A 16,981-nucleotide genomic window follows, 5' to 3' on the forward strand; every position below is an offset into this window, starting at 1 on the left:
ACACGGGTTTTTATTGGTTATTGTTTTTAGTTATTTGATGCGAATTGACTGCTATTAATAACGGCTTTTGCCATAATCTCGTTAATTAACCGATTAAATAGCCACCATCCACATTAATCGCGGTGCCTGTGGTATAGCTAGAAGCGTTAGAGACGAGATACAATACTGTGCCGGCCATTTCGTCTGGCTGCGCCACACGTTTCATTGGCACGTGATGCATCATTTGTTTGAGGATTTTAGGGTTGTCGACTAATGCCGAGGCAAATTTAGTATCTGTGCCGCCAGGTAGTAACGCATTAACTCGAATATTAAACTGAGCACATTCTTTGGCAAAAGCGTGCGTCATTGAAATTACCGCAGCTTTGGTTATCGAATATATACCTTGATAATCACCCGGGATAACGCCATTAACGGATGCCACATTGACAATAGATCCACCGCCACTTTGCTTCATCAATTTAGCGCCTTGGGTAGACATAAAGAAATAGCCACGAATGTTAACGTCGACAGTTTTTTGAAAGGCACTTAAATCAGTATCCATAATGTGGCCGAAATATGGATTAGCGGCGGCATTGTTCACTAAAATATCTAACTTGCCATGCTTTTGTGTAATAGCGGCAAACAGCGAGTCTATTTGTTCCATCTCACCAATATGACATGCAATTGCCTCTGCACTGCCGCCAGCGATAACAATGTCATCGACCACTTTATTACACGCATCAAGTTTTCGACTTGAAACGATAACATGCGCGCCGTACTGGCCTAAAAGTTTCGCAATACTTTCACCAATACCACGACTCGCGCCAGTGACTAATGCTACTTTCCCTGTTAAATCAAATAAGTTGATCTCTGCCATGCTTAATCCCTATCTATTTTTAAGTTGTTTTATGCGGCGTTATCTAAAGGTTACCCAGTCTTCTCCTGCTTGCTCTAAATGACTATAATTATTTAAATAATCGATACTTAGCATCTGTTCTGAAAATAATAATTTAGTAACACTGGTATTTCTAACCTGCTGATTTATCATCAATAATTCTTTATTGGTTAATTTAAGGATATGTTGAATGATGACTGAAATTGTTCCGCCGGAAGTAAATACCAATATATCTTTTGATTTTTTTGCATTGTCATCATTAGCACTAAGCTGGCGTTTAGTGGCCAACTCTTGATCGATTATATTTTGTAGCGCACGGATGCAGCGTAACTTGAACTGCGGCCAGCTTTCTTTATATTCGTCATGTTTATCACTGAACATCCAGCGTTCTAACGCCAGTGCAAATTCTTTTTGAAAGGTTTTATTGGGGTGCTGCAATTTATTGATATCTTCACTCATCTTGGGGAAGTTTTGCCATTGAGGGTGGTGTTTTTTTAAAATATCAACATGGTCAAATTCATTAAAGCCCGAGTGAATAATCATCGGTACTGTGCTGGTTTGATAACCTTTATTAAATCCAGATAATGTTTGCCCATGGCGTAACAGATCGCCACAATAAAACTTACTTGGCTGGGCTCTTGCGCGCCAATATTCACCAAGAAGCTGTGCTTGTTGTTCACCTTTTTTTGACAGCTGATCGTAATCAGCACTTCCAAAAGAAGCTTGCCCATGTCTTATCAAATATATTGCAGCCATATAAATACTCAGTGTGATATTGGGTTTTAAGCAGCGAAACAAAAAACGTTTATTGATGCTTCAATTTGTTTATAGCTTTTAATTACCACCTGCACGTTTATTGACTAACAACTGCTGGTGGTTTAGTTACCTTTGTAATCAGGCTGTTTAAAACCGACTTGACTATGCTAAGGTTGCAACCTAGATTAAACAAATGAATAGTTCTTATACCCTACTATTTATATTTTAAATAGTTAGGCTGATAAATTTTAACCAGCGTAGGTTGAATTTTTTTGATTAAAGTTAGCAGTGTAGATTTTTAGCAAGGATGCAATGGTGTCAGCATGAAAATAGATTTAAATTTGTTTGTGGTTTTTGATGCAATTTATTGTGAGGGAAATATTACAAAAGCGGCTTCTGTACTAAATTTGTCTCAACCCGCAGTCAGTCATTCCTTAGGTAAGTTGCGTGCTCACTTTGATGATGCTTTATTTGTGCGACAAGGTAATGAAATGAGACCGACGCCGGTGGCAAAGAATGTTATTGCGGATGTGCGTGAAGCCTTACATCAGCTACAGGTTTGTTTGGTGCAATCAAGGCAGTTTGAGCCGTCAACCTCCCGTGAAAATTTTTCACTGTCATTGCATGGTTCATTAGAACCCTACTATTTACCGCCACTACAGCAAAGTTTATCTAAAGAGTCTCCGACGATAAATCTACGCAGTAATAAACGCGTAAGGCGTAGTGATTTAGAAAATAAATTAGCCAGTGGCGATATCGATTTAGCCATTGATGCACTTATTCCTGTTAGCAATAATATTTTGCATACCCAACTAGAACTAGATCAAGTGGTGGTGGTGGCACGCAAGGATCACCCTACTATTAATAGCAGCTTAGATTTGGATACTTATTTACATCTTCAACATGTTTTAGTGTCTTCGCGCTCAACAGGGCCAGGACTTGAAGATTTTGAATTATCACGCTTAGGCTTACATCGTAAAATATCATTACGCTGCCAACATCCTTTTTCGGCATGCCGTATTATCACCAATAACGATATGTTGCTCACATTGCCTAGAAGAGCAGCTGAGATGTACAGTGAATTGTTTGATATCAACATTTATCCGATGCCTGTTGAATTGCCGGGCATTGACGTGCATTTATATTGGCATGTGAATGTCGATAAAGAGCCCGCTAATAAGTGGCTTCGTAATAAAATGATTATGGCGGCATCAAATAACTAAACTAACAATTAATTGGCCCGTTAAAAGCTTGTCAGTAACTGAACCTAGACTTAATCAATAATATTGGCTTTGATTTGAAAGTTTGATGCAAGCTGTAGTTAAGCACTGTTAACGTTTTGAGGTACCAACTCGTCATCTACTAATGAAGTTTGACATTCACTATGTCGGTAGTACTAACTTGGTTTAAAGAAGGTGATTTTAGTTTTCATAATGCTTAAATCACCCTAACTCAGAAAACATTTCTATTAAGTTGTTAGGGTTATCGGCAGGATGCTGGCAGTGTATCCGTTCTTTACAACTGAGCAGACATAATTGCCATAACTGTTGCTTTGTTTGAGTGTCTAAACTTCTAAAGTCAGCAACGCACAATTGGCCTGATTGAATTAACTTAGCAAGTTTATCGATGGATATTGAAATGTTTAATTGGGACATACTATTTTCTCAATTGATTTTTTGGCTATTATATCTAATTGAGAATGATTATCAATAAGATTCAACCTTTGTCTTTAACTATTTATTGTCAGCTAAAAAATCAAACCATGCTGATTGCGGCTTTCCATCAATTGAATAGTTAACTATCGCGCGCCAAACCATATAATTACTACTACAGGAACCGTAAATAGCACTACCTTTATAGTGGTTAGGATTACTGTTTTTTTCTGCAGTAAGATTTACCGGTATTACCCCCATGAACATGTCTCTTCCTTCGATTCGCATTTTTACATCAGTGACAGGGACGGAAAAGTGTAAATCGATACTCAAAGGTTTTTCACTTGGTGTGAAAACGGGGTTAATCATCAGCATAATGTCGACACTGTTAACATTTAACTTACATACCCCTTGTTGAAATTGGCACAAACTGCTGTCTATTACATCAGATGTTACTGTTTTAGTGTTTGATTGAGGATTACATCCACCTAAAAACACTATAAAAAAAGAGCCAACAATCCATTTTGTTAAAAACTGCACAACTTTTAACCTCTCGATTCATATTGATAACATTATCTTTAGGAAATTGATCTAGATCAAGTTTACACCTAGCTCACATATATCTTTTTTGACTTAGCTCAAGTATCATTGCATTGCCTCGTGATAGTTATAAAAAACATGAGGTAACACCTTGACAATAATTAAAAAAGCAACTCTAAAATAGATACTTTTTTAACCACCTGTCACCCTAAACAGGTAAAGATCTTTCTTTACTAATTTTAAAGTAAAAGTAATAAGCCGTGGAAGCATTATGATGAACCATTCCCAGCCTACAGGCGCTGATTACAATTACACCGTTGTTCGCCAATTTGCATTAACCACAGTATTGTGGGGAATCGTTGGTATGGCAGTTGGTGTATTGATTGCGGCCCAGTTAATCTGGCCACAACTAAACTTTGAAACTCCATGGTTAACGTATAGTCGTTTACGACCTTTACATACGAATGCCGTGATTTTCGCGTTTGGTACTTCAGCCCTTTTCGCAACATCCTACTATATCGTACAACGCACTTGTCAAACCAAACTGTTTGCACCTAAATTAGCTGCTTTCACGTTTTGGGGATGGCAAGCCATTATCCTCTCTGCTGCAATTACATTACCAATGGGTTTCACCTCTGGTAAAGAATATGCAGAACTTGAGTGGCCGATTGATATCGCCATTACCATTGTCTGGGTGAGTTATGCAATTGTGTTCTTTGGTACCATTATCAAACGAACAACATCGCATATTTACGTTGCAAACTGGTTCTTCGGTGCTTTCATCATTACGGTTGCAGTATTGCACATTGTTAACTCAATGGCGGTACCAGTAAGCTTATTCAAATCCTATTCAATGTATTCTGGCGCAGTAGATGCCATGGTGCAGTGGTGGTATGGCCATAACGCTGTTGGTTTCTTATTAACAGCAGGTTTCTTAGGTATGATGTACTATTTTGTACCTAAGCAAGCTGGTCGTCCGGTATATTCTTACCGTTTATCAATTGTTCACTTTTGGGCATTGATTGCGTTATATATCTGGGCAGGTCCGCATCATCTTCATTACACTGCTTTACCTGATTGGACACAAACATTGGGTATGGTGATGTCGCTAATTTTATTCGCACCTTCTTGGGGCGGTATGATTAACGGTATTATGACACTGTCTGGTGCTTGGCATAAACTGCGTACAGATCCAGTATTACGTTTCTTAGTTGTTTCATTATCTTTCTATGGTATGTCTACCTTCGAAGGACCAATGATGGCAATTAAAACCGTAAACGCACTGTCTCATTACACTGACTGGACTGTTGGTCACGTTCACTCTGGTGCGCTTGGTTGGGTTGCGATGGTTTCAATTGGTTCTTTATACCATTTAATTCCTGTGCTATTTGGCCATGGCCGTATGTACAGTACTAGCCTAGTTAACGTCCATTTCTGGTTAGCGACAATTGGTACAGTTTTATACATAGTATCAATGTGGATCTCTGGTGTGATGCAAGGTCTAATGTGGCGCGCAGTTAACTCTGACGGTACTTTGACTTATAGCTTTGTTGAAAGCTTAGAAGCATCTTATCCGTTCTACTTTGTTCGCTTTATTGGTGGTGTGTTCTTCTTAACGGGTATGTTTATCATGGCGTATAACGTGTTGCGTACCGTTAATGCCCCTAAAGACACCCTTCCAGCATTAGCTGAAGCCAAAGCATAAGGAGCAGAACGATGAAATTTAATCATGAAATAATCGAAAAAAACATCGGCCTGCTTGGTATTTTTACTGTAATCGCAATTAGTTTCGGTGGTCTAGTACAGATCACCCCTTTGCTTTTCCAAAAAGATACTACTGAACCAGTTGAAGGTTTAAAGCCGTACAATGCTTTGCAGATTGAAGGTCGTGATATTTATGTCCGTGAAGGTTGTTACAACTGTCACAGCCAAATGATCCGTCCTTTACGTGCCGAAACTGAACGTTACGGTCACTACTCTGTTGCTGGCGAATCAGTTTGGGACCACCCATTTCAGTGGGGGTCTAAACGTACTGGTCCTGACTTAGCCCGTGTTGGCGGTCGTTACAGTGATAAATGGCATGAAGTGCATTTAATCGACCCACGTAGTGTAGTGCCTCAATCTAATATGCCTGCTTACCCTTGGTTAGCAGATACCAAATTAGATGGAAAACTAACGGGCAATAAAATGCAAATCTTAAGTAATTTCCACCCGGATCATAATTTGTATACCGCGGAAGAAATTGCAGGTGCTGAAGCTGCTGTTAAAGGCAAAACTGAACTTGAAGCGTTAATTGCTTATCTTCAGTCTTTAGGTCATGCACTGAAATAAGGAGGCAATTATGGATTATGGAACATTACAAGGCATTCTAACCATTATTGTTATGGTGGTATTTGCCGGTATTTTCTATTGGGCTTATAGCTCAAAAAGCAAAGCCAAATTTGATGAAGCTGCTAATCTGATTTTTTCTGAAGAAGAAATCGCGACACGCGCTAATAATTCAGGAGATAATAAGTAATGAGTATCTTTTGGAACGTTTGGATTATTTTTCCAACATTATTAGTTATCGCCGGTTGTTTTTTCCTGCTTAGAGCTTGCTCTAAGAACAACACAGGAATTGATGAAGGGGAATCAATGGGTCATAGCTTTGACGGCATTGAAGAACTCAATAACCCACTACCAAAGTGGTGGTCTTATATGTTCTACATCAGTATCGTGTTTGGTTTGATTTATCTAGCACTTTACCCCGGTCTTGGCAGCTATCAAGGGCTATTTGGTTGGACAAGTTCGAACCAAAGTGTTCGTTCAATCGAAGAGTCTAAAGCAGCGGTTGAGTTAGCTACTGCAGAGCAACGCCTTTCTCAGTACGATCGTGAAGTCGCAAGTGCTGACAAGCAATACGGCCCTATCTTTGCTGCTTATTTAGCTACGCCAATTGAAGAGCTAGTTAAAGACGAAGAGGCACTTAAAGTTGGTGGGCGTTTATTCCTACAAAACTGTGCTCAATGTCATGGTTCGGATGCTCGCGGTAGTGTTGGCTTCCCAGATTTAACCGATGGTAATTGGTTATATGGTGGCGATCCTGCAACTATTAAGACAACGCTGATGAATGGTCGTAACGGCATGATGCCTCCTAAAGGCGGATTACCCATCGAAGATAGTGAAATTCGTGGCTTAGCTGAATACGTGTTTAAACTATCAGGACGTGATCATGACGCTACGTTAGCAGCTCAAGGTCAAGGTTCATTCATGAAAGGCTGTTTTGCTTGTCATGGTATGGATGGCACTGGTAATAAGTTTATGGGCGCACCTAATTTAACTGATGATGCTTGGTTATATGGCGGAAGCCGTTTACAAGTTATGCAATCAATTGCAAATGGTCGTTCAGGTGTTATGCCAGCGTGGAAAGATATCCTAGGTGAAGAAAAAGTTCATGTAGTATCTGCATACGTTTATAGCTTATCAAACAAATAGTTACAGCTTGATAACAAAAAAGGCCTCGTTTAAACGAGGCCTTTTTTTTAAGTGATTATTAATGGTTTTCAGGTTAAAATAGATTAATAATAAAAGTTAATAATTAGGACCGTTTTATGTCTGCTCCTCTTCCCTGGTATAAGCACTTTTGGCCTTGGTTTATCGTTGTTCTTCTTTTTGTTGTTGTCCTTAAAAGCATGGTTGCGATGAGTATCGCCATTGATAATGCTGACTCCTTGGTTTCAGATGATTATTACAAAGAAGGCAAAGCCATCAATATGGATTTGCGTAAAATTAAGCAAGCTAAAAACTTAGGCATGCAATACTTAATTGAAGTTGACGATCACGAACTTAAAATATCTCAACATGGCGGTCCAGCATACCAAGCCGTATTGAAAGTCAGTTTTATTCACCCAACCCTTGAAGAAAAAGATTTCAACATTAATGCCACTGCTGATGGCAACGGCACATATCGAATTGGTTTATCAGAAGCGATTTCTGGGCCATGGAATGTCCGACTTGAAGGCTTTGATGCAAGCTGGAGAATCCAGCAACGTATTGAAATTCATGATGATGTCGAATACTGGTTGAATTAATATATATAATGCAAAACTGCTATCACTGTAATGAACCTGTTTTAACTGGCAATGAATTCACCACTTTTATCGACAACCAAGATCAGCTTATGTGCTGTCCTGGTTGTCAGGCGGTTTCACAAGCTATTATTGATTCAGGTCTGGCGAGTTATTACCAATATCGAAGTGAACCGGGTAGCAAACAAACTGCCCTGGTCCCAGCTGAATTAGCGCAATACTCAGCTTATGATATCCCAGAAGTTCAACAAGACCTTACCCACAAAGTTGATGGTATCAATACCATTTCAGTTTCGATTGACGGTATAACCTGTGCGGCATGCGCATGGTTAATTGAACATAAGCTAAAACAATTAGCGGGTATTACTAACATAAGCGTAAATTCTACCACGCAGCGCGCTTTAGTTAGTTGGCATGAAGAGTCACTGAAACTCAGTGAAATTCTTGCGGCGATAAGCCGTATTGGCTACCAGGCTGCGCCTTATCAAGTGGATGAGCAAGAAAAGCAAAGTAAAACAGAAGGCCGAAAGTTTTTATTACGCTTAGGATTAGCTGGTTTTGCTACCATGCAAGTGATGATGTTTGCATTGGCCTTGTACTCTGATTACTTCACCCTCCAAGATACTCAAATGCGCGATTACTTTCGCTGGGTCAGTATGACCTTGGCCGCGCCAGTGGTATTTTATTCTGCTCAGCCTTTTTATTTCAGCGCCATAAGAAGTTTACTTAGCGGTAAACTCAATATGGACTTATCGGTATCAATTGCAATCGCCGGAGCTTATATTGCCAGTTGTTTTGCAACGATTAATGGCAATGGAGAAGTGTATTTTGAATCTGTCTCCATGTTTACTTTCTTCCTATTACTTGGCCGCTATTTTGAACAAAAAGCCAAACAAACTGCATCCGTCAATTCAAGTAATCTTCATAAACTGGTGCCATTAACAGCTCATTTAAAACTTGATGGTGATATTTCAGAAATACCTGCCAAGCGATTAAAATTAGGCGATATTATCCTTGTTAGACCGGGCGATATCGTTGCCGCTGATGGGGATATTATTGAAGGGAAATCGGGTCTTAATGAATCAATGCTCACAGGTGAGCAAATGCCTCTCATTAAAACCATTAATGACAGTGTATTTGCTGGCACAATTAATATTGATCAAGCCCTGACGGTAAAAGTCACCGCTTTAGGACAAGATCAACTCGTCGCTGAAATTATTCGCTTGCAAGAAGTGGCTTCAAACACCAAACCTGCTATTGCGAAACTGGCTGATAGGTTAGCGCGTTATTTTTCAGGTACGATTTTAGCAATTGCGTCGTTAACCTATGTGGTGTGGTTACAAATTTCACCAGAAGATGCTTTTTGGGTGACATTATCGGTATTAGTGGCAACCTGTCCTTGTGCCCTCGCCCTTGCTACGCCAACTGCAATTACTTGCGCGACGGCTATTTTTACCAAACTGGGTATAATCACCCGAAAAGCTGGGGTATTTGAAAAACTGCCTCGTATCAACCATGTCGTATTCGATAAAACCGGTACCTTAACCTGCGGCACTATTTCACTTGAAAATATTGTATTAACCGATAGCCAAAATGAACAAACCGTTTTAGCCTATGCCGCCGCATTAGAAACTGGCTCACTTCACCCAATTGCCAGTGCATTTAAAGCCCATGCTCACAGTGATATTTGTGCCACCGACATACAGCATCACGTTGGCTTAGGCATATCAGGTAACATTAATACTGATGTCGTTAAAATTGGTAATGCTGAATTTGTGGGAGTCGATGCCAATCAGTGTAACGGCAAACTGTTGTGGTTGTCTGTGAATGACATTATTACAGCCTGTTTTTCCCTAAAGGATGCTCTCAGGGTAGATAGTCTAGAAACCATAAAACAACTTCAACATCAAAATATCGATGTTAGTATTGCTAGCGGTGACTGTGCCAGCCATGTGAACGCTATCGCACAGCAGCTTAATGTTAAAAATAGTTATGCAGGACTTAACCCTAAAGATAAACTAGATTTGATAAACAAATTACAACAAACACAAGATGTGGCAATGTTTGGAGATGGCATTAATGATGCTCCCGTTTTAGCCGGAGCCAATTTATCCGTCGCGATGGGAAGTGGCAGCGCTATCGCTAAAAATAGTGCTGATTTGATTTTACTTGGTGATCAACTATCTAAGTTTAATCAAGCAATTACAGTTTCAAAGTTAACAAATAAAATAATAAAACAAAACTTAATTTGGGCGTTTGCTTACAATGTCATTATTCTACCGCTAGCGGTTACCGGTCATGTAGTACCGTATATTGCAGCGATTGGAATGTCAGTTAGTTCGATTATTGTCGTATCTAACAGCTTACGCTTACTCAGGATAAAAATATGAGTATCATCTACGTACTAATTCCTATCGCAATGCTATTTGTTGCAATTGCTGTTGCCATCTTCTTTTGGGCTGTCAAAAGTGAACAATTCGACGATTTAGACCGTCAAAGTGTTTCTATTTTATTTGATGAAGATAAACCAAGTGAAACAGAATCAGAGAAAAAGAATTGATTGAATACAATGTATGGGGTGCTTTTTTAGTTGGATTAATGGGTGCGGCACATTGCTTTGGCATGTGTGGTGGTTTAGTTGGCGCATTTGCATCTAACTTACCCAATACAGCATCAAATCAGCTCGCCAATCAGTTAAGTTTTTTATTAAGCTACAATCTAGGCAGGATACTCAGTTATACCCTAGCTGGTGCATTAGCTGGAGCCAGTACCGCAGCCTTAGGTTATATGTTTGACCTTGATAACTATCTTATCGGCCTGCGTATTTTTGCTGGCATTATGATGATAGCCACAGGGCTTTACATCGCCCAGCTTTGGTTTGGTATCGTGCAAATCGAAAAAGTGGGCAAAATGTTATGGCGTTTTTTAAAGCCATTGGCTAACAAATTGTTACCCATTAAACATAAACATCAAGCCGTCATGGCTGGTATAATATGGGGTTGGTTACCATGCGGTTTAGTCTATAGCACCTTAACTTGGGCTGTTGCGGCTGGTAATGCCCTTGATGGCGCCTTAATCATGTTAGCTTTTGGTTTAGGTACATTGCCCGCGTTACTCAGTGCCGGTGTAGCGGCGAAAACGTTAGCTCAATGGGTACAAAAAAAGCAGGTCCGAATGATAAGTGGGATCTTGATTGTAGTATTTGGGCTACAAACTATATATATCGCCATCATGCAGCTAAACTAGCTGTAACTTTGTTATTAGTTTAACATGGCTAAGTAGTAATTAATTGAGAGTACATATGCCTATAGACCCAACTAAACAACTTCGAGCATCAACCGGAGGTTGTGCGATACATTGTCATGATTGCAGTATGGAATCATTATGTATCCCCTTCTCGCTTAATAACAACGAGTTAGATAGACTCGATGAGATTATTGAGCGTAAAAAGCCAGTGCAAAAAGGTGACCAAATATTTAAGTCTGGTGATCCTCTCAAGTCTTTATTTGCTATTCGATCTGGCACAATTAAAAGCTACACCATCACAGAGCAAGGCGATGAACAAATCACTGGCTTTCATTTAGCTGGTGACGTTATCGGCTTTGATGGTATTCATTCTCAAATTCATCAGAGTTTTGCCCAAGCATTAGAAACTGCAATGGTATGTGAAATACCGTTTGATACTTTAGATACCTTAGCGGGCAGTATGCCAAAACTTAGACAACAGATAATGCGTCTCATGAGTAATGAGATCATGAGCGATCAAGAAATGATTTTGTTGTTATCTAAAAAGAATGCCGAAGAACGCCTAGCCGCATTTATCAGCAATCTGGCTAACCGTTTTGGTAGCCGCGGTTTCTCACCTCATGAATTTAGATTAACCATGACCCGTGGTGATATTGGTAATTACCTTGGGCTAACAGTTGAAACAATTAGCCGCTTACTTGGCCGTTTTCAAAAGTCAGGCTTTATTGAAGTTAAAGGCAAATACATCACTATTGTTGATCATAAAGCACTGAGTCAGTTAGCGGGTAATTCGCGGATTGCAACCTAGGCCTAACAACTTTTCAAAGTTTGATCTCTCTCAAAGTATTTTATGGCAATAACAGTGATAGTTAATTAACAGAGTTTAACATTTTAGCTTGGAGGTTTTATGAAGGATTATAATAAGATACTCGTTGTCATAAACCCTATGACAGATCATCAACCTGCGTTAGCTAGAGCTGTTGAGCTAGCGAGTAAGTCCAACGCAACTATCACTGCATTTCTCACTATTTTTGACTTCTCCTACGAGATGACATCAATTTTATCCAGTAATGAGCGTGAAGCTATGCGTCAAGGCGTTATAGCTCAACGTGAAACCTGGTTAAATGAAGCCATCGAAAGTTATACTAAGACTGGAATGTCTATTGATGCGAAAGTAGTTTGGCACAATCGCCCATTTGAAAGTGTTATTAAATACGCTATCGATGAACAATTTGATTTGTTGGTCAAAAGCACCCACGAGCACGATAAACTCAAATCAATTATTTTCACCCCTACTGATTGGCATTTATTACGTAAAGCGCCTATTCCTGTTCTTATGGTTAAAGAACACGATTGGCCAGTAGCAGGTAATATTGTTTGCGCAATAAATGTAGCGTCTGAAGATGAAGATCATCAGACTCTTAATACCAAAGTTATTAAAAACGCCTTAAATTTAGCCGATAAGTTTTCAGCTAAAGTGCATTTAGTTAATGGCTATCCAGGTACCCCTGTCAATTTAGCCATAGAATTGCCAGAGTTTGATGCCGCAAGTTATAACGACACGGTCCGAATGCAGCATGAACAACGGATCCAATCTATCGCCCATAGCTTTGATATTCCATTAGAAAATTGCCATGTTGAAGAAGGTCTGCCTGAAGATATTATTCCTGAATTAGCCACAAAGTTAGACGCTGAGTTAGTTATTTTAGGTACAGTGGGTCGTACAGGTTTTTCTGCCGCACTAATTGGTAATACAGCAGAACATGTTATTGATAGCATTAACTGTGATCTACTCGCTATCAAGCCAGATGGGTATAAGTCACCTCTAGAAGAGTAAATCCTTTACCCTAAGGCAGAATGCTGGAATAATACGCGCCCTGAAACAAATGGTTACTGGGCGCTTTTTTATGTCGCAAATGCAACAACAAAACAAACTACAATTGGATCGTCAAAATAAGCTCGAAAAAAAGCTCCGCCATGAAGTTGGTCGTGCTATCGGCGATTATCAAATGATTGAAGAAGGTGACATTGTTATGTGTTGCCTTTCAGGCGGCAAAGACAGTTATGCCATGCTTGATATTTTATTAAATTTACAAAAACGTGCCCCGATTTCTTTTGAAGTTGTCGCGGTAAATTTAGATCAAAAGCAACCTGGGTTTCCAGAAGATATTCTACCTGCCTATTTAGATAGTTTAAAAGTGGCCTACCATATCTTAGAAAAAGACACCTACTCGATAGTCAAAGATAAGATCCCTGAAGGTAAAACCACTTGCTCTTTATGTTCTCGCCTTCGTAGAGGAACCCTATATGGTTTCGCACAGCGGATCGGCGCCACTAAAATTGCCTTAGGTCACCACCGTGATGACATCATTGAAACATTATTCTTAAATATGTTCTTTGGTGGCAAGATGAAAGCAATGCCACCAAAATTACTTTCGGATGATGGGGCTAACATGGTGATCCGTCCATTAGCTTACTGTAAAGAAAAAGACATCGCTGAATACGCAGAATTGAAACAGTTCCCGATTATTCCATGTAACCTTTGCGGATCACAAGAAAATTTAAAACGTGGTGCAGTTAAAGACATGCTAAAACAGTGGGATGTGGATTTCCCTGGTAGAATAGAATCCATCTTCACGGCGATGCAAAATACCTCGCCGTCACAAGGTGTTGATCGTAACCAATTTGATTTCTTATCACTTGAAAGAAATGCTGACGCACCTATGTCTGGCGCTGTGGCTGAATCAGAGCTACCTGCATTTGATTTTCTTGATATGAGTAACAACGGCCATATTAATCTTGATGCTGCAGCAAGAATTGATGTTGTGAGTACCTACAAGCCGTAATCACATAACGTTCGATTATACAGCACTTTAATAAGTGCTGTAGATTTACAAAAGCCCTCAATAGAGGGCTTTTTCAATCTATCTAAAAAGTTTTACTCGACAAACGGGCTAATGACTGCAGGAGTAACAGAAAAAGAAATCTCATTTAATTCATTGAGTGTAAAGTTAGCCAATTGTAGCGGCTCACTAATAAGCTGCTGTTTATTATCAATGCTAACAGTTACCGGATAGTCAGTATCGTTAAAACTGAATGTAACACCAGATATTGGCTTTCTAAAATACTTCATTGGAAAACCTTGCTGGCCATCCAATAACGCATCCATATCATCTTTTACCGCAAGGATTTGCTGCTGATTATATGATTTAAGCTGTTGCTTCGCCCTCACCTGCATTGCTATGCCACATCCTGTGGGATCACCCTTCATGGTTAAGTTAATTAAACCGCGATCAGATTTTAACTGAGCATCATAAGGTAAAAAAAGCCGCTGCTGCTCATTAAAAGTTAATGGATATTGGTTTTTCTCAGTACTGATATCCCCGCTTAAAATAGTGCAAGCTTGAGTTTTAGGCACACTAAACACAATTTCAACTAACTGATAGTTGGCTTTGTTGACCTGCTTTAATCTTTCGTAAAAACCGGCATAAGGAATAGATACCGTATCGGCAATTGAAAAAAAGCTTACCGAGAAAGCCACTGTAGCCATTGCTAATCTTGTTGTTATTTTCATTAACTATAATCCAGCTAAATAATTTTTATTATGACGCATCATTTGAAGTAATTCGTCGATATATTCATGTTTACGTTCTGAGTAATGTAACAGGCCAAAGACCAATTCTTCTGCAGTGGGCTCAATATCTTGGGCTCTTAGATCCGCCCTGATTGAACGTAATAAATGGTAAGCCGAATTAGTATTCAAATTAAGCAGGTATGCAGCTATTGAGTCCTCTGGGGTATCAAACGATGCAACTTCATGATTAAGCCCTGGGGTTCTTGATTGCGGCACTAAACCACAGCCTTTAGAAAAGCACCATTGCCCAAAATAATTATTACCTTCTGTAGCGAAGCGAGAGCTGCCCCAACCAGTTTCATTGGCGGCTTGAATTAGTACCATTTTAACTGGCAAGGTATCGACGCGTTCAAGTAACGGTGTCAGAGTGATTAAATCAAACTTTTTTACTTGATATCGATATTTTTGAGTTAGCTTTTGCAATTTAAAAATATCAGCATCAGTAAGCGGTTGCCCATTACGAAGGTTATTGAGAATAACAATTAAAAATTTTCTTTCTGCACTAATAATTGCATTTTGATGTTTGACTGCAGGCGTCATGTAATCAAAAAACGTTTGTTTCTTAGTTGGGATATCTGAAATGCTCGAAAAATCTGGCACTTGATTTGAAAGCTGTGGGTTTTCTTTTATATCAGGAGTGGTTATCAAGATTTGTTCAATCGTTGGTACTAGCCAAGCTCTGATAAAAAACATAACAATGATGACCCCCGCTAAAGCAAGGGTAAACTTTCCAATTCTACCTGTTTTCAATTAAAAGCCTTTATGTAATTTTTTTAGTGATTATACCGAGATTTGCACGTAATAGAAGGTATGACTTAAAGCGATTAATCGCTATTTTAACAGACTGAAATATTTCAATAATAGAGATTAAAAATGGACTACCTTAAGCGCTTTTATATCAAGTTTAGATAACTGATTAAGTAAAAATAATGGGCCTTTAAGGCCCATTATCGTTAAAGCACCTGTGCAATCGCTTTACAAATCACAGGGATATTTTGTTTTGTCATTCCTGCAACGCTAATACGGCCTGAGCCTACAATATAAACACCAAACTCTTCTTTTAAACGAGTTACTTGTTGCTTATTTAAACCAGAAAAACTAAACATACCGTTTTGACGTGATATAAAGCTAAAGTCTTGTGATACGCCTTCTTGCTTTAAGGTATCTACAAATAAGGTTCTCATTTCTGCGATACGTTGACGCATAGCACTAAGCTCTGATTCCCATTCTTTACGTAAGCCATCATCAGATAAAATGGTACTCACAATTAAGCCACCATGAGCTGGAGGGTTTGAGTAACTCGCACGGATAGTCTTTTTGATTTGGCTAAAACTTTTTTGTGCTACAACTTCTGTTTCAGCAACAACGGTTACTGCACCGATACGCTCATTATAAAGACCGAAGTTCTTTGAGAATGAGTTAGCGACTAATAATTCAGGCACTTTGGCAGCTACAGCACGTAACCCTTGTGCATCTTCTTCAATGCCGGCGCCGAAGCCTTGATAAGCAAAATCAAATAAAGGAACCAATTGCTTGTCGCTACATAGTTGACCGATGATTTGCCACTGCTCAATAGTCAAATCAATGCCTGTAGGGTTATGACAGCAGCCATGTAAAAGCACCATGTCACCAGCTTGCGCAGTATTTAGATCGGTGACCATAGCATCGAAATCCATGTCATGGGTTTCAGCTTTGTAATAACCGTATTCTTTTATCTCTAAACCAGCAGTTTGAAAAATATTTTGATGGTTTGCCCATGTCGGGTTACTCACCCATAAGATATTTGAGTCAGTGTTGTTTACTAAAAACTCAGCTGCAACTCGTAAAGAACCTGTTCCGCCAGGTGCTTGGGCGGTAAATGCTCTTTTGTCACGTATGATGGCACTGTCTTTACCAAATAATAAGCTTTGAACCACTTGGTTATAACGCTCCACACCTTCAATTCCAAGATAGTTCTTTGTTTTCTCAGTCTCTAATAAAATGGCTTCAGCTTTTTTTACCGATGTCAGTACAGGAGTTTGACCTGCTTCGTCTTTGTAGATCCCAACACCTAAGTTAACTTTGTCTGTACGAGTATCTTTTTTAAAGGCATCGGTTAAACCTAAGATAGGATCTGCTGGCGCTTGAGGGATTTGAGAAAATATCATTACATCTTTCCTACTATTGAAGTGAACAACTTTTTTTCTATTTATACCATTGTATGACTTTAGGA

Annotated in this window: 19 protein-coding genes; 12 read left to right on the forward strand and 7 right to left on the reverse strand. The window is 39.3% G+C overall.

The window, feature by feature from the left end:
• Window positions 1-85: 85 nt before the first annotated feature.
• Together BCU57_RS06825 and BCU57_RS06830 are read right to left on the reverse strand one after the other, a co-directional pair.
• Window positions 86-856, reverse strand: coding sequence for an SDR family oxidoreductase (locus tag BCU57_RS06825; protein WP_102439463.1), 771 nt, complete (start codon window positions 854-856; stop codon window positions 86-88).
• A gap of 39 nt (window positions 857-895) precedes the next feature.
• Window positions 896-1,630 (reverse strand): histidine phosphatase family protein, encoded by a 735-nt coding sequence (locus BCU57_RS06830; protein ID WP_102439464.1) that lies wholly within the window; start codon window positions 1,628-1,630, stop codon window positions 896-898.
• 323 nt (window positions 1,631-1,953) lie between these two features.
• On the opposite strand from BCU57_RS06830, the gene BCU57_RS06835 reads away from it, so the two are divergent.
• Window positions 1,954-2,853, forward strand: coding sequence for a LysR family transcriptional regulator (locus tag BCU57_RS06835; RefSeq protein WP_102439465.1), 900 nt, complete (start codon window positions 1,954-1,956; stop codon window positions 2,851-2,853).
• Between the two features lie 219 nt (window positions 2,854-3,072).
• Here BCU57_RS06835 and BCU57_RS06840 read toward each other — a convergent pair whose 3' ends face one another.
• Window positions 3,073-3,285 carry a hypothetical protein gene (locus BCU57_RS06840; RefSeq protein WP_102439466.1) on the reverse strand — a complete coding sequence of 71 codons (213 nt, stop codon included), beginning with the start codon at window positions 3,283-3,285 and terminating at the stop codon, window positions 3,073-3,075.
• Window positions 3,286-3,363: 78 nt separating this feature from the next.
• Window positions 3,364-3,822, reverse strand: a complete 459-nt coding sequence (locus BCU57_RS06845; protein ID WP_102439467.1) for a hypothetical protein — start codon at window positions 3,820-3,822, stop codon at window positions 3,364-3,366.
• 271 nt (window positions 3,823-4,093) lie between these two features.
• Between BCU57_RS06845 and ccoN the strand changes: the two genes are divergently transcribed.
• The 11 genes from ccoN to ttcA all read left to right on the forward strand — a co-directional run bounded on the left by ccoN (window position 4,094) and on the right by ttcA (window position 13,981).
• On the forward strand, window positions 4,094-5,527 hold the full coding sequence (ccoN, locus tag BCU57_RS06850; protein WP_102439468.1) for a cytochrome-c oxidase, cbb3-type subunit I: 1,434 nt from the start codon (window positions 4,094-4,096) through the stop codon (window positions 5,525-5,527).
• Window positions 5,528-5,538: 11 nt separating this feature from the next.
• A complete protein-coding gene (ccoO, locus tag BCU57_RS06855) occupies window positions 5,539-6,153 on the forward strand; it encodes a cytochrome-c oxidase, cbb3-type subunit II (RefSeq protein WP_102439469.1) in 615 nt (204 codons plus the stop codon).
• 10 nt (window positions 6,154-6,163) lie between these two features.
• The gene (locus BCU57_RS06860; RefSeq protein WP_102439470.1) at window positions 6,164-6,340 is read left to right on the forward strand and encodes a cbb3-type cytochrome oxidase subunit 3; all 177 of its coding nucleotides are present in this window, start codon (window positions 6,164-6,166) and stop codon (window positions 6,338-6,340) included.
• Window positions 6,340-7,296, forward strand: coding sequence for a cytochrome-c oxidase, cbb3-type subunit III (gene ccoP, locus BCU57_RS06865; protein ID WP_102439471.1), 957 nt, complete (start codon window positions 6,340-6,342; stop codon window positions 7,294-7,296). Before BCU57_RS06860 ends, ccoP begins: the two co-directional genes overlap by 1 nt.
• 116 nt (window positions 7,297-7,412) lie before the next feature.
• The gene (locus BCU57_RS06870) at window positions 7,413-7,892 is read left to right on the forward strand and encodes a FixH family protein (protein ID WP_076536711.1); all 480 of its coding nucleotides are present in this window, start codon (window positions 7,413-7,415) and stop codon (window positions 7,890-7,892) included.
• An 8-nt stretch (window positions 7,893-7,900) separates the two neighbouring features.
• Window positions 7,901-10,279, forward strand: coding sequence for a heavy metal translocating P-type ATPase (locus BCU57_RS06875; protein ID WP_102435389.1), 2,379 nt, complete (start codon window positions 7,901-7,903; stop codon window positions 10,277-10,279).
• Complete coding sequence (gene ccoS, locus BCU57_RS06880; protein ID WP_102435391.1) at window positions 10,276-10,449, forward strand: cbb3-type cytochrome oxidase assembly protein CcoS; 174 nt, start codon at window positions 10,276-10,278, stop codon at window positions 10,447-10,449. Before BCU57_RS06875 ends, ccoS begins: the two co-directional genes overlap by 4 nt.
• Window positions 10,446-11,135 (forward strand): sulfite exporter TauE/SafE family protein, encoded by a 690-nt coding sequence (locus BCU57_RS06885; RefSeq protein ID WP_102435393.1) that lies wholly within the window; start codon window positions 10,446-10,448, stop codon window positions 11,133-11,135. Before ccoS ends, BCU57_RS06885 begins: the two co-directional genes overlap by 4 nt.
• A 55-nt stretch (window positions 11,136-11,190) precedes the next feature.
• Window positions 11,191-11,943: an electron transport transcriptional regulator EtrA gene (gene etrA / locus BCU57_RS06890; RefSeq protein WP_102435395.1), complete on the forward strand. Its 753-nt coding sequence runs from the start codon at window positions 11,191-11,193 to the stop codon at window positions 11,941-11,943.
• 99 nt (window positions 11,944-12,042) lie between these two features.
• Complete coding sequence (gene uspE / locus BCU57_RS06895; protein WP_102435397.1) at window positions 12,043-12,972, forward strand: universal stress protein UspE; 930 nt, start codon at window positions 12,043-12,045, stop codon at window positions 12,970-12,972.
• A 79-nt stretch (window positions 12,973-13,051) separates the two neighbouring features.
• A complete protein-coding gene (gene ttcA / locus BCU57_RS06900) occupies window positions 13,052-13,981 on the forward strand; it encodes a tRNA 2-thiocytidine(32) synthetase TtcA (protein ID WP_102435639.1) in 930 nt (309 codons plus the stop codon).
• A 92-nt stretch (window positions 13,982-14,073) separates the two neighbouring features.
• On the opposite strand, the gene BCU57_RS06905 is transcribed toward ttcA, so the two are convergent.
• The 3 genes from BCU57_RS06905 to BCU57_RS06915 all read right to left on the reverse strand — a co-directional run bounded on the left by BCU57_RS06905 (window position 14,074) and on the right by BCU57_RS06915 (window position 16,916).
• A complete protein-coding gene (locus BCU57_RS06905; RefSeq protein WP_198589348.1) occupies window positions 14,074-14,709 on the reverse strand; it encodes a DUF2987 domain-containing protein in 636 nt (211 codons plus the stop codon).
• A gap of 3 nt (window positions 14,710-14,712) precedes the next feature.
• Window positions 14,713-15,519, reverse strand: coding sequence for a glucosaminidase domain-containing protein (locus BCU57_RS06910; RefSeq protein WP_102435401.1), 807 nt, complete (start codon window positions 15,517-15,519; stop codon window positions 14,713-14,715).
• A 203-nt stretch (window positions 15,520-15,722) separates the two neighbouring features.
• Window positions 15,723-16,916 carry an amino acid aminotransferase gene (locus BCU57_RS06915; protein WP_102435403.1) on the reverse strand — a complete coding sequence of 398 codons (1,194 nt, stop codon included), beginning with the start codon at window positions 16,914-16,916 and terminating at the stop codon, window positions 15,723-15,725.
• Between the last annotated feature and the right edge of the window lie 65 nt (window positions 16,917-16,981).

The sequence above is a fragment of the Shewanella sp. 10N.286.48.B5 genome, from assembly GCF_002874355.2.
In the GTDB taxonomy this organism is placed as follows: Bacteria; Pseudomonadota; Gammaproteobacteria; order Enterobacterales; family Shewanellaceae; genus Shewanella.

What these genes read in the sequence shown, in the direction of transcription:
- BCU57_RS06825 (WP_102439463.1), bottom strand. Translation starts at nt 856, where the DNA reads ATGGCAGAGATCAACTTATTTGATTTAACAGGGAAAGTAGCATTAGTC.
- BCU57_RS06830 (WP_102439464.1), bottom strand. Translation starts at nt 1,630, where the DNA reads ATGGCTGCAATATATTTGATAAGACATGGGCAAGCTTCTTTTGGAAGT.
- BCU57_RS06835 (WP_102439465.1), top strand. Translation starts at nt 1,954, where the DNA reads ATGAAAATAGATTTAAATTTGTTTGTGGTTTTTGATGCAATTTATTGT.
- BCU57_RS06840 (WP_102439466.1), bottom strand. Translation starts at nt 3,285, where the DNA reads ATGTCCCAATTAAACATTTCAATATCCATCGATAAACTTGCTAAGTTA.
- ccoN (WP_102439468.1), top strand. Translation starts at nt 4,094, where the DNA reads ATGATGAACCATTCCCAGCCTACAGGCGCTGATTACAATTACACCGTT.
- ccoO (WP_102439469.1), top strand. Translation starts at nt 5,539, where the DNA reads ATGAAATTTAATCATGAAATAATCGAAAAAAACATCGGCCTGCTTGGT.
- BCU57_RS06860 (WP_102439470.1), top strand. Translation starts at nt 6,164, where the DNA reads ATGGATTATGGAACATTACAAGGCATTCTAACCATTATTGTTATGGTG.
- ccoP (WP_102439471.1), top strand. Translation starts at nt 6,340, where the DNA reads ATGAGTATCTTTTGGAACGTTTGGATTATTTTTCCAACATTATTAGTT.
- BCU57_RS06870 (WP_076536711.1), top strand. Translation starts at nt 7,413, where the DNA reads ATGTCTGCTCCTCTTCCCTGGTATAAGCACTTTTGGCCTTGGTTTATC.
- BCU57_RS06875 (WP_102435389.1), top strand. Translation starts at nt 7,901, where the DNA reads ATGCAAAACTGCTATCACTGTAATGAACCTGTTTTAACTGGCAATGAA.
- ccoS (WP_102435391.1), top strand. Translation starts at nt 10,276, where the DNA reads ATGAGTATCATCTACGTACTAATTCCTATCGCAATGCTATTTGTTGCA.
- etrA (WP_102435395.1), top strand. Translation starts at nt 11,191, where the DNA reads ATGCCTATAGACCCAACTAAACAACTTCGAGCATCAACCGGAGGTTGT.
- uspE (WP_102435397.1), top strand. Translation starts at nt 12,043, where the DNA reads ATGAAGGATTATAATAAGATACTCGTTGTCATAAACCCTATGACAGAT.
- ttcA (WP_102435639.1), top strand. Translation starts at nt 13,052, where the DNA reads ATGCAACAACAAAACAAACTACAATTGGATCGTCAAAATAAGCTCGAA.
- BCU57_RS06905 (WP_198589348.1), bottom strand. Translation starts at nt 14,709, where the DNA reads ATGAAAATAACAACAAGATTAGCAATGGCTACAGTGGCTTTCTCGGTA.
- BCU57_RS06915 (WP_102435403.1), bottom strand. Translation starts at nt 16,916, where the DNA reads ATGATATTTTCTCAAATCCCTCAAGCGCCAGCAGATCCTATCTTAGGT.